This is a genomic window from Serinicoccus sediminis, from assembly GCF_004153545.1.
In the GTDB taxonomy this organism is placed as follows: Bacteria; Actinomycetota; Actinomycetes; order Actinomycetales; family Dermatophilaceae; genus Ornithinicoccus; species Ornithinicoccus sediminis_A.
In genome coordinates, this window is sequence record NZ_SDVA01000006.1 from 121,001 (window position 1) to 132,366 (window position 11,366).

Here is an 11,366-nt window from a genome sequence, read left to right on the forward strand (position 1 = left end):
CATGACGACGTTCACGACGCGCCCCACCCTCACCGGCACCTTCGGCATGGTGTCGAGCACGCACTGGATCGCGTCCTCGGCCGGTATGCGGATGCTCGAGCTCGGCGGCAACGCCGCCGACGGGGCGGTCGCGACCGGCTTCGTCCTGCAGGTCGTCGAGCCGCACCTCAACGGCCCGGGCGGTGACCTCCCGCTCATCGTGTCCTCGGTCGACGACCCCACGCCGCGGGTGCTGTGCGGCCAGGGCCCGGCCCCCGCCGGCGCCACCCCCGACCACTTCGCCCGGGCCGGCCTGGACCGGGTGCCGGGCTCCGGTCCGCTGGCCACCGCGGTCCCGGGGGCGGTCGACGCGTGGCTCACCCTGCTCCGCGACCGGGGCACGATGAGCGCCCGGCAGGCCCTGGAGCCGGCGCTGCACTACGCGCGGCACGGCCACCCGGTCCTGCCGCGGGTGAGCGCGACCATCTCCTCGGTGGCCGAGCTGTTCGCCGACGACTGGCACACCTCCGCCGAGCAGTGGCTCGTGGACGGCGCGCCGCCCGAGCCGGGCAGCCTCGTCACCAACCCGGCCTGGGCGGACACCCTGGAGCGGCTGCTGGGGGAGGAGCAGGCGGCCGTGCAGGGCGGCGCCACCCGTGAGGGCGGCATCGACGCCGTGCTGCGGGCCTGGCGTCAGGGCTTCGTCGCCGAGGCCATCGGGGCCTTCGCCCGGCGCGCTCACCGGCACAGCGGGGGTGCCGTGCTGCCCGGGGTCATCACCGCCGACGACGTCGCGTCCTTCGAGGCCACCTGGGAGGACGCCGTCACCGCGCAGTGGCGTGGCCACACCATCGCCAAGACCGGCCCGTGGGGCCAGGGGCCGGCGCTGCTGCAGGTGCTCGCCATGGTGGACGAGGCCTCCGGCGGGCCGGACTCCGACGTCGACCTGGACACGGTCGAGGGCGTCCACACCCTGGTCGAGGCGTGGAAGCTGGCCATGGCCGATCGCGAGGCGTGGCTCGGCGACAGCGCCGAGGAGGGCTCCGAGCTGCACGTCCCGGTCGCCGAGCTGCTGGCCGCGGACTACCTCGCGCAGCGCGCCGCGCTCATCGACGGCCAGGCCTCCCGCGAGCTGCGACCCGGGTCGCCCGGCGGACGCACCCCGCGCGTCGCCGCCCAGGCGCTGCAGGTCGAGGGTGCCGACGTGGAGCCCGGGGACGCGACCGCCGGGGAGCCCACGGTGCAGCGCGACGGCGCCACCCGTGGCGACACCTGCCACGTCGACGTCGTCGACCGGTGGGGGATGCTCGTCTCGGCCACCCCGAGCGGTGGCTGGCTGCAGTCCAGCCCGTTCATCCCCGACCTCGGGTTCGCCCTCGGCAGCCGGCTGCAGATGATGTGGCTCGAGCAGGGCCTGCCCAGCTCGCTCGTCCCCGGACGCCGACCGCGCACCACCCTGACGCCGACGATGGTGCTGCGCGACGGCATGCCCGTCCTCGCCTGCGGCACCCCCGGGGGCGACCAGCAGGACCAGTGGCAGAGCGTCTTCCTGCTCCGCCACCTCGTCGGCGGCCTCGGGCTGCAGGAGGCGGTGGACGCCCCCAACGTGCACACGACGAGCTTCCCCGGCTCGTTCCACCCGCGCGCCAGCGAGCCCGGCGTCCTCGTCGCCGAGTCCCGCCTCGGCGAGGACGTGCTCGACGGCCTCCGCGCCCGCGGCCACGAGGTGCTCGACCAGGGCCCGTGGAGCCTCGGCCGCATGTGCGCCGTCAGCCGCGACCCGGAGACCGGCGTGCTGGGCGCGGCCGCCAACCCGCGCGGGATGCAGGGGTATGCCGTCGGGCGTTGACCTATCGACACCGGTGCACCGCCTAGGCTGACGATGCACCCCGAGACCCGCAGGAGGACCCGTGGCCGGTAAGACACGGTTGGCCAAGCAGGCGATCAAGTACGGTCCCGTCGTCTACGCCCTGGCGCAGAAGTACGGGCCGCAGGTGGTGGACCAGATCCTCAAGCAGCGCGAGCCGGCGACGAAGTTCGTGCAGGACCAGGCCTCCAAGGCCCGCACCAACCCGCGCAAGCACGCCCTGGCCCACGCCGACACCGTCGTGGAGGGCTCGCTGCAGCAGGTCTTCCACCGCGGCCACCCCTACTGGGTGGTGTTCTCGCGCAACGAGCCGGTGGGCGTGCACCCGCACACCGACGCCGCCTTCGACACGCTGCTGCTCAACGCCGACCCGGGCAAGCGGCACACCCCGGACGAGCTGCGCCGCACGGTGCACCTGCCGCGACGGGGCAAGCGGTGAGCGGCGGGCAGGCCCTCGGCGGGCGTACCGACTACAGCGGCGAGGGCATCACCGAGGCGGACGCGCCGGACGCGCCGCTCCCGCTCGTGCAGGCGTGGCTGGACGCCGCGATCGCGCGGCACGAGGAGCAGGGCGACGTGCCGGAGCCGTCGGCCATCTCGGTCGCGACGGTGGACGGCGACGGCATGCCGGACGTGCGCACCGTGCTCCTGCGCTTCCTCGACGGCCGGGGCCCCGGCTTCCTCACCAGCACGGCCTCGGCCAAGGGCCGGCAGCTGCGCGAGAACGACGCGATCGCCATCTCCCTGACCTGGCCCTCGATGTACCGCGCCGTGCGCTTCCGCGGGCATGCCGAGGCGCTCGAGCACGACCTCGTCGCTGACTACTTCCGCAGCCGTCCCTACGGCTCCCGGATCAGTGCCCACGCCTCGGCGCAGAGCGACCCGGTGGCGGACCGCGCCGCGCTGGAGGAGGCCTACCGGCGGTGCGAGGAGCGGTGGCCGGACACCGGCGACGCCGACGACGTCCCGCTGCCGGCCCACTGGGGCGGCTACCGGGTGCGGGCCGAGCAGGTCGAGGTCTGGGGCGGGCGCCGCAACCGCCTGCACGACCGGCTGGTGTGGACCCGGGTGGCGCCCGGCGGGCTGGACGAGCCGGCGGCGTGGCGGCGCGGACGGCTGCAGCCGTGAGCTCCCGCGGACGGGACGGTGCGTCGGCCCTCGACCGTAGGATGACGGCGTGAGCGGCGACCTGATCGACACGACGGAGATGTATCTCAAGACCGTCTTCGAGCTGGAGGAGGACGGCGTCCTGCCCATGCGCGCCCGGATCGCCGAGCGGCTGGGCCAGTCCGGGCCCACTGTGTCGCAGACCGTGGCGCGGATGGAGCGGGACGGCCTGCTCGAGCTGGCCGAGGACCGGCACCTCGTGCTCACCGAGACCGGCCGGACCGCGGCCGTGCGGGTCATGCGCAAGCACCGGCTGGCCGAGCGCCTGCTCACCGATGTCATCGGCCTGGACCCCGCCTTCGTCCACGACGAGGCATGCCGGTGGGAGCACGTCATGAGCGAGCAGGTCGAGCGGCGCATCCTGGAGCTGGTCGAGGACGGCACGTGCTCGCCCTACGGCAACCCGGTGCCCGGGCTCGTCGAGCTCGGGCGCGAGGACGCCCCGCCGCCGCTGGGCGAGCCCAGCAGCGAGATCGCCGAGCGCGACGGACGCACCTCCGCCCGGGTGACCCGGCTGGGCGAGCCGGTCCAGGTGGACCCCGAGGTGCTCGGGCTGCTCCTCGACTCCGGCATCCGCCCGCAGGCCGCCGTCGTGGTCTGGGGCGAGGAGGGCCGGACCATCGTGGAGGCGGTGGACGGCGAAGCCGTCTCCCTGCCGCACGACGTGGCGGGACACGTCTTCTGTGTCGTGGACGCCGCTGATGTTGCTGTGAGATGACTCACTCGTTACCTGGAAGAACGGTCAAGAAGCTTGGCATCGTCCCAGGTCAGAGGCCATGTGATGGGTCATGACGACCCGAGTTGTCCACACCGTCGTTACCTGAGCGTGACATTTGGTCCCCGCCCTGTGTAACCTCGAAGAGTCCTCCTCCCTGGGGGGACCCCCGAGCGTGACTGCCTAGTCCTGTCCACGCGTACACCGGGGCCGTGGCCAGTTCGACACCGCTATGACAGGAGCGGGGGACCCAACTCTGGAACCGCCGTGCGCGGTTCCTCGGGGCGCGGGACCGACACCATCGGTCCAGGGGCACTCCAGCCCAAGCCCGACAGCTCACCCCGCAGGCACTGGAGGAATCAATGACGCAGCGCACCCCTGGCCGCCACCGCCGGCCCGGTCGTCTCCGCACGACCAGCACCACCCTGACCCGCACGGCGGCCGTGGCCGCGACGTCGACCGGCCTGCTGGCCGGCGCGGCGCTCACGGCCAACGCAGCACCCGAGGTGCCCCAGGACCGCGACGGGCTGCTCCGTCTCGGCCCCGGCGTCAGCGCCGACCGCACGGTCACCGTGGACCGTCCGGCCAAGGCCGTCGCCGCCCCGTCCGACATCGATCTCGACTCCTTCGGCATCGGTGGCTTCACCGCCTTCACCCCCGAGGTCGAGGTCGAGGAGCCGGTGCAGGCCGCCCCCGCGCAGCCGCAGCAGGAGCAGGCCGCCCCGGCGCAGCCGCAGCAGGAGCAGGCCGCCCCGGCGCAGCCGCAGCAGGAGCAGGTGACCGAGCAGGTCGCCGCCCGCGAGGAGACCAGCGCGAGCCGCACCAACGAGCGCACCACCACCCCGGAGCCCGCCGCCCCGGCCGAGCCCGCGGCGCAGTCCCAGCCGGAGCCGGCCGCCGCGCCCGCCGCGACCGGTGGCATCACCGGGATCGCCGCCAACTACGTCGGCTACCCCTACGCCCACGGCGGCACCAGCCCCGCCACCGGCTTCGACTGCTCCGGCTTCACCAGCTACATCTTCGCGCAGGCCGGCATCTCGCTGCCCCGGACCGCTGCCGCGCAGCAGTCCTTCGCCACCCCGGTGAGCAACCCGCAGCCCGGCGACCTGGTGTTCTTCGGCTACCCGGCCTACCACGTGGGCATCTACGCCGGCAACGGCATGATGTACGACTCGGGCCGCCCGGGCATCCCGACCCAGTACCGCGCCGTCTTCGGCGGGGTCTCCGGCTACGGCCGGGTCGGCTGAGCCGCACCGACACCCCCGCGGGCCTCGCCCGCACCCTGACGACAGCCCCGGCCGCACCCCGTGTGCGGACCGGGGCTTCGTCATACCCGGGACGGCCGGGCGCGCGCGTCGGACCGCCGCTGGCTACGGTGTGGGGGACCGCCGCGGCGGCGCCACCGAGACCCGGACCAGGAGGATGTCGTGCAGATCGAGGGTGCGCGCTGCTGGCTGGTCGGGGCCTCCAGCGGCCTGGGGGCGGCCCTGGCCCGGGAGCTGGACGCGGCGGGCGCCGTGGTCGCCGTGAGCGCCCGTCGCCAGGAGCGGTTGCAGGAGCTGACGGCAGGGACGGGTATGACGCCGGTCGCGGTCGACGTCACCGATGCCGAGAGCGTGCGCGCCGGTTTCGAGCAGGTCCGCTCCGCGCTCGGGGGCCTGGACGTCCTCGTCTACTGCGCCGGCACCTGGCAGGTGTCGGACGTGCGGGACTGGGACCAGGAGTCCTTCGAGCAGCACGTCAGCACCAACCTCCTCGGCCTGGGCCAGTGCCTCGACGTCACCCTGCCCACCCTGCGTGAGCAGCGCCGCGGCGCCGTGGTCGGCATCGCCTCGGTCGCCGCCTACCGCGGGGTGCCGGGGGCGGACTACTACGGGCCGACCAAGGCGGCGGTGGTCAACCTTCTCGAGGCCCTGCGGGCCTCCCTGCGCACCGACGGGGTGCGCGTCATGTCCGTGCTCCCCGGCTTCCTGCGCAGCGAGATGACCGACGCGGCCGACTTCCCGCAGCCGTTCAAGATCACCGCCGAGGACGCGGCCGCGCGGATCGTGCGCGGGATGCGGCAGGACCGCACCGTGCTCGTCTTCCCCCGCCGCATGCGCGCCCTCATGACGGGGGCCCGCATGGTGCCGGCCGCGGTCTGGCCGCGCCTCACGCCGGTGCTGCGCCTGCCGTGGGTGCGGCGGCTGTGACCGCCCCAACGACCCCGGACGCCGCGGCGCAGGGCTGCGTGCTCGTGACCGGAGGGTCCAGCGGCATCGGGCTGGCCACCGCCCTGGCGCTCGCCGCCCGGGGCACCCCGCTGGTGCTGCTGGCGCGCTCCGCCCCGGCCCTCGCCGAGGCCGCGCGCCGGTGCCGCGCAGCCGGCTCGCCCTCGGTCGAGACCGTCGTCTGCGACGTGTCCGACGGTCCCGCGGTCGAGCGGGCGTTCGCCGAGGCGGGCCGGGTGGACGCGGTCGTCCAGGCCGCGGGGGTCATCGCCTACGCCGAGTTCCGCGACCTGCCGGCCGAGCACCTGGACCGGGTGCTGGAGGTCACCCTCCTCGGTGCCGCCAACGTCATGCGGTCGGCGCTGCAGCACTTCCACGCCCGAGGGGGCCGGGGTGACCTGGTGGTCATCGGCTCGCTCCTGGGCCGGGTGGTGACGCCGTACATGTCGAGCTACATCACCGCCAAGTGGGCCTTGCACGGGCTGGTGCGCACGGTGCAGGTCGAGCAGCGTCGACATCGCGGCATCCGCGTCAGCCTGGTGGCGCCCGGTCCGGTGGACACCCCGATCTACGAGCACGCCGCCAGCCGGCTCTCGCTCGGGCGCCGTCCCCCGTTGCCGGTCGACAGTCCGGAGAGCGTGGCGCAGACCGTGCTGTCCTGCCTGGACCACCCGCGACGGCTGCGGATGGTCGGCACGCTCGGCCCTCTGGTCGCCCTGGGCTTCACCGTGGTCCCCGGCGTGTTCGACGCCATCGTCACCCGCGTCTTCCACGCCGTCGCGATGACCCGCACGCCGGCGGAGCACAGCGAGGGCAACCTCTTCGCCCCGGTCCGGGGCGAGCAGGTGCACGGCGGGTGGGTGCGGCCCGGGCGGCCGCTCGACCGCGTCCGGACACGGCGCGTCCCTCCGCGCCACGGCGACGCCGCCCGACGGTTGGAGGACGAGTGCGCGCCCTGATCACCGGAGCCTCCAGCGGGGTGGGACGGGCCACGGCGCACCGGCTCGCGGCCGACGGCTGGGACCTGCACCTCGCCTCCCGCAGCGCGGGACCGCTGGCCGACGCCGCGCAGGAGTGCCGGGCCCGGGGCGCGGGCCAGGTGGCCGTCCACGTCTGCGACGTCTCCGACCGGACCGCGGTCGACGACCTCCTCAGCGGTATGCCGTCCCCGGACGCCGTCGTCCACGCGCCGGCCGTGCTGGCCTACGGCAGGTTCGAGGACGTCCCGGCAGAGGTGTTCGACGCCAGCGTCCGCACCACCCTGCACGGCTCCGCGCACGTGGCGCAGGCGTCCCTGCGCGCCTTCGCCCGGTCGGGGGACCGCGGCCACCTGGTGCTGGTCGGGTCCCTCCTCGGCGAGATCCCGGTGCCCACGATGTCGTCCTACTGCACCGCCAAGTGGGGGGTGCACGGCCTGGCCCGGTGCCTGCAGGTGGAGACCCGCTCCCTGCCGGGGGTGCACGTGAGCCTGGTCGGGCTCGGGGCGGTCCGCACGCCCGTCTACGTGCAGGCCGGGACCTACCAGGGTCGGCGCGGCCGGCCCGCCCCGCCCTCGGTCTCCAGCGACCACGCGGCGCGTCGCGTGGTGCGCGTCCTGGAGCGCCCGCGCCGGCTGCGCCGGGTCGGGGTGCTCACCGCCGCGACGGCGTGGGGCCACCGGTGGGCGCCCTCGGCCTACGACGCCCTGATCACGCCGCTCTTCGACCGCTTCGGGCTCGAGCCCGACGTCGACCACGACCGCGACGGCCCGGGCAACGTCCTCACCCCGACGCCCGGGGGCGAGGCGGTCGACCACCGGTACCGCTGAGCCGGCGGGCCGGGCGACGAGGACCGCCGGCGGGCGCGGGCCATACCGCTGCGGTCGTCGGTGCCGGCCCCTAGCGGTGCCCCGCGGGCGCGCCCACCGGCTCCTGCTCGCGGGTGGGCTCGGGGTCGGACTCGTCGTCGAACTCGCCCAGGATCTGCTCCAGGATGTCCTCCATGGAGGCCATGCCGACGGCTCGGCCCTGCTCGTCCCGCACCAGGGCGAGCTGGCCCCGCTGCTGCCGCAGGCTGGAGACGGCGTCGATGAGCGGCATCGTCGCGGGGAGGGAGGCGACCGGCTGCAGCAGGTCGCCGAGCGGACGGTCGCCACGGCCCTGCGCGGAGGCGAGGATGGCGTCGCGCACGTGCACCAGCCCACGGATCCGCTGCTGGCCCTGGCGGCCGGTCGGCTCGACCACGAAGAGCCGGGACCGCCCGCTCTGGTGGCTGAGCCGCTCCACGTCGGCCGCGGTCGCCGTGCGCGCGATGGTGACCGCCTGCGTGGTCGGGAACATCACCGACGCCACCGTCTCCTCCTCCAGGCGCAGGGCGCCGGTGAGGATCTGGTGGTCGGCGTCCTCGAGGACCCCGTGCTCGTGCGACTGGGCCAGCAGGAGCTGCAGGTCGGCCGGGGTCTGGGCGCTGCCGAGGGCGTCGACCGGGTCGATCCCCCCGAGCCGCAGCAGCTGGTTGGCCAGCGCGTTCATCAGCCAGAGCACCGGACGGGCGACCCAGGTGAAGGCCCGGAAGGGCAGCGCCAGCAGCATCGCCGAGCTCTCCGGGTGCGAGATCGCCCACGACTTGGGCGCCATCTCCCCGACCACCATGTGCAGGAAGACGACGATCGAGACCGCGATGATCACGGCGATGGCGTGCACCGCCACGTCCGGGACGCCCAGCGCGTGGATGACCGGCTCGAGCAGGTAGGCGACGGCCGGCTTGGCCAGGGCGCCGAGCGCCAGGGTGCACAGGGTGATGCCCAGCTGCGCGCCGGCCAGCATGAGCGACAGCTCGCGCGAGGCCTCCACCGCTGCCCGGGCCGCGCGGCTGCCCGCCTCGGCCCGCTCCTCGAGACGGTGCCGCTTGGCGGCCACCACCGCGAACTCCGCCCCGACGAAGAAGCCGTTGGCCACGAGCAGCACGAGGCTGACGACGAGGGCCTGGGTGGTGCTCATCGGACCGCCTCCAGGTCGGCCTCGTCGGCGGGAGCCGCGATGACCAGCCCGTCGCCGAGGTGCTGGCGCTGCTCGTCGTCGAGCGCGTCCCACTCGTCCAGGGTCCGGGTCACCATCGGGTTCAGCGTGACGACGTCCGGCACGAAGCGCTGGGTGCTCACGACGTCGATGCGGGCGAGGTGGACGTGCTCCTCGCCCTCGCCGTCCCGGCTGGTCCAGGTGACGACGACGCTGTCGCCGTCCTCGGCCGTGCGCCCCAGCTGGTCGAGGACGAGCCCGGACACCGTGTCGTAGTGCTCGTGGGTGGGCAGCTCGACCCCGGTGAGCTGGGCGACCTCGTCGAGGCGCAGCCGGGCCGAGAGGTCCCAGCCGCCACCGGCGCGGGCGGCGCTGGTGGCCTCGTCGTCGTCGTCCTCGTCCCAGATCTCCCCGACGACCTCCTCCGCGACGTCCTCGAAGGTCACGATGCCGGCGAAGCCGCCGTACTCGTCCACGACGACGGCCAGCTGCTGGTGGCCGTCGCGCAGCGCCTCCAGCACCTTGGGCAGGGGCAGCGACTCCGGCAGGATGAGCGCGTCGTCGGTGAGGTCCCGCACGAGGGTGCTGTGCCGGGCCTGCGGCGCGACGGCGAGCAGGTCGTGCAGGCCGATGACCCCGACGATGTCGTCGATGTCCCGGCCGATGACGGGGAAGCGGGAGTGGCCGCTCTCCAGGGCCGCGAGCACGACCCCGGCCGGCTCGTCGGCCTGGATGGTCTGGACCGACGTCCGCGGTGTCATGACCTCCTCGGCGACCCGGTCCCGGAAGGCGAGGCCCCGCCCCAGCAGGGTCGACAGGTCCTCGTCGAGGGTGCCGCCGCTGTGGGACTCGGCGATGATCCGGGTGAGGTCCTCCGGCGTGGCCCCCTGCGGGAGCTCCTCCACCGGCTCGATGCCCACCGAGCGCAGCAGCCAGTTGGACGCCTTGTCGAACAACGCGATGACCGGGCCGAGGACGGTGAGGTAGACCAGGGTGCTGCGGGAGAGCGCCCGCGCCAGCGGCACCGGGCGGGCGATGGCCCAGTTCTTGGGGCCGAGCTCGCCGAGCACCATCTGCAGCACGGTCGAGAACGTCAGGGTGGCGACGGAGAAGAGGGAGATGAGGGCCGCCCGCGCGAGCCAGCCGGCGTCGCCGTAGGACTCGGTCAGCCCGCGGACCAGCAGCGCCTCGCCGAGGTAGCCCACCATGAGCGCGGTGACGGTGATGCCGAACTGTGCGCCGGAGAGGGTGAACGAGAGCCGGGAGGTCACCCGGAGCGCCCGCTGCGCCGGCGCGTCCCCCTCGTCAGCGAGCTGCCGCAGGCGCCCCCGGTCGACACTGACGTAGGCGAACTCCTGGGCCACGAAGTAGCCCGTCATGAGGGTGAGGACGACGATGACGACGAGTCCGCCGACGATCAGCACGTGGCGCCCCCCGCACCACAGGTCAGCCGGGCGGCGGTGCCGCCCGGCCAGGGACTCGGAGGTTGCGCGTCAGAGCACGGTCGATCCATGCCGCCCAGTGTACGGCCGCGGGTAGGGTCGGCCCGTGTCCTCGTCCACCGGCTCCCGACGGCACCCCCTGCACCCGAGGACCCTCGTGGCGGTCGCGGCCGGGGGAGCGGTGGGGGCGCTGCTGCGGTGGGGGGCGGAGGCCGCGGTGGTGCCGCAGGTCGACCAGGGCGGGTGGCCGTGGGCCACGCTGCTCGTCAACGTGCTGGGCAGCGCCGCCCTGGCGTGGCTCGTGGTGCACGACGACCGGGTCGGGCACGCCCCGTGGGTGCGCCCGGGGGTGGGCACCGGGCTGCTCGGCGGCTTCACGACCTTCTCGACGTATGCCGTGCAGGTGGCCGTCCTCGGGGCGGTCTCGCCGGCGACCGCCCTGGTCTACCTGCTCGCCACGGCCCTGCTGTGCGTCGGCGCGGCCGCGCTGGCCGGGGGAGCGGCCCTGCGGCGGGTCGCCCGGTGACCGGGGTGCCCGGGCTCGCGGCGGTGCTCTGCGTGGCCGTGGGAGGGGCCGTCGGCGCGGTGCTGCGGCACCTCGCCTCGCGGCCTCCCCTGGGGCCGGTGCGCGGGGTGCTGCTGGTCAACGTCGTGGGGGCGGCGGCGCTGGGCGTCCTCGTGGGTCTGTCCGGCGTGCTCGCCCCCTGGCTGTTCCTGCTCCTCGGCACCGGGCTGTGCGGGGCGCTGACCACCTGGAGCACCCTCGCGGTGCACACCTGGCAGCTCGGCCGGCGCTCACCGGGCCGGGCGGCGGCATACCTCGGCCTCACCCTGGCCCTGGGCGTCCTGGCGGCCCTGCTCGCCCGGGCGGTGACGGCGGCGCTCCTCGGCGGGTGAGACGCCCGGCGCCGGATCGCCGACACGACCCCCGGCTGCCGAGGTCTGTCGGTGCGCTCTCCTACGGTGGGAACCACATCCCGACCGGAGGCG

Annotated in this window: 12 protein-coding genes and 1 riboswitch; of the genes, 10 read left to right on the forward strand and 2 right to left on the reverse strand. The window is 74.9% G+C overall.

The genetic code is table 11. The features are described 5' to 3' along the window. Window position 1: 1 nt before the first annotated feature. The 8 genes from EUS26_RS07550 (at window position 2) to EUS26_RS16910 (ending at window position 7,745) form a co-directional block, all read left to right on the forward strand. Window positions 2–1,828 carry a gamma-glutamyltransferase family protein gene (locus tag EUS26_RS07550; protein ID WP_130012754.1) on the forward strand — a complete coding sequence of 609 codons (1,827 nt, stop codon included), beginning with the start codon at window positions 2–4 and terminating at the stop codon, window positions 1,826–1,828. A 61-nt stretch (window positions 1,829–1,889) separates the two neighbouring features. Then, window positions 1,890–2,285 (forward strand): hypothetical protein, encoded by a 396-nt coding sequence (locus EUS26_RS07555; RefSeq protein WP_130012756.1) that lies wholly within the window; start codon window positions 1,890–1,892, stop codon window positions 2,283–2,285. Beyond that, window positions 2,282–2,974 carry a pyridoxamine 5'-phosphate oxidase gene (gene pdxH, locus EUS26_RS07560; protein ID WP_130012758.1) on the forward strand — a complete coding sequence of 231 codons (693 nt, stop codon included), beginning with the start codon at window positions 2,282–2,284 and terminating at the stop codon, window positions 2,972–2,974. Before EUS26_RS07555 ends, pdxH begins: the two co-directional genes overlap by 4 nt. 49 nt (window positions 2,975–3,023) lie before the next feature. Next, window positions 3,024–3,731: a metal-dependent transcriptional regulator gene (locus tag EUS26_RS07565; protein WP_130012760.1), complete on the forward strand. Its 708-nt coding sequence runs from the start codon at window positions 3,024–3,026 to the stop codon at window positions 3,729–3,731. A 215-nt stretch (window positions 3,732–3,946) separates the two neighbouring features. Beyond that, window positions 3,947–4,093: riboswitch (cyclic di-AMP (ydaO/yuaA leader) on the forward strand. Further along, on the forward strand, window positions 4,091–4,975 hold the full coding sequence (locus EUS26_RS07570) for a C40 family peptidase (RefSeq protein ID WP_130012762.1): 885 nt from the start codon (window positions 4,091–4,093) through the stop codon (window positions 4,973–4,975). Its footprint overlaps the riboswitch before it by 3 nt. Before the next feature lie 180 nt (window positions 4,976–5,155). Beyond that, the gene (locus EUS26_RS07575; RefSeq protein ID WP_130012764.1) at window positions 5,156–5,920 is read left to right on the forward strand and encodes an SDR family NAD(P)-dependent oxidoreductase; all 765 of its coding nucleotides are present in this window, start codon (window positions 5,156–5,158) and stop codon (window positions 5,918–5,920) included. After that, window positions 5,917–6,897, forward strand: a complete 981-nt coding sequence (locus EUS26_RS07580) for an SDR family NAD(P)-dependent oxidoreductase (protein ID WP_165368540.1) — start codon at window positions 5,917–5,919, stop codon at window positions 6,895–6,897. Before EUS26_RS07575 ends, EUS26_RS07580 begins: the two co-directional genes overlap by 4 nt. Then, window positions 6,885–7,745 (forward strand): SDR family NAD(P)-dependent oxidoreductase, encoded by an 861-nt coding sequence (locus EUS26_RS16910; RefSeq protein ID WP_165368541.1) that lies wholly within the window; start codon window positions 6,885–6,887, stop codon window positions 7,743–7,745. The genes EUS26_RS07580 and EUS26_RS16910 overlap by 13 nt, the downstream gene beginning before the upstream one ends. A gap of 70 nt (window positions 7,746–7,815) precedes the next feature. On the opposite strand, the gene EUS26_RS07590 is transcribed toward EUS26_RS16910, so the two are convergent. Then, the gene (locus tag EUS26_RS07590; protein ID WP_130012770.1) at window positions 7,816–8,916 is read right to left on the reverse strand and encodes a hemolysin family protein; all 1,101 of its coding nucleotides are present in this window, start codon (window positions 8,914–8,916) and stop codon (window positions 7,816–7,818) included. Further along, a complete protein-coding gene (locus tag EUS26_RS07595; RefSeq protein ID WP_130012772.1) occupies window positions 8,913–10,358 on the reverse strand; it encodes a hemolysin family protein in 1,446 nt (481 codons plus the stop codon). The genes EUS26_RS07590 and EUS26_RS07595 overlap by 4 nt, the downstream gene beginning before the upstream one ends. 124 nt (window positions 10,359–10,482) lie before the next feature. Here EUS26_RS07595 and EUS26_RS07600 point away from each other — a divergent pair, with 124 nt between their 5' ends. Together EUS26_RS07600 and EUS26_RS07605 are read left to right on the forward strand one after the other, a co-directional pair. Further along, window positions 10,483–10,902, forward strand: a complete 420-nt coding sequence (locus EUS26_RS07600; RefSeq protein WP_130012774.1) for a fluoride efflux transporter FluC — start codon at window positions 10,483–10,485, stop codon at window positions 10,900–10,902. After that, entirely contained in the window at window positions 10,899–11,273 is a 375-nt protein-coding gene (locus EUS26_RS07605) for a fluoride efflux transporter FluC (RefSeq protein ID WP_238148854.1), read from the forward strand. Before EUS26_RS07600 ends, EUS26_RS07605 begins: the two co-directional genes overlap by 4 nt. Window positions 11,274–11,366: the final 93 nt, after the last annotated feature.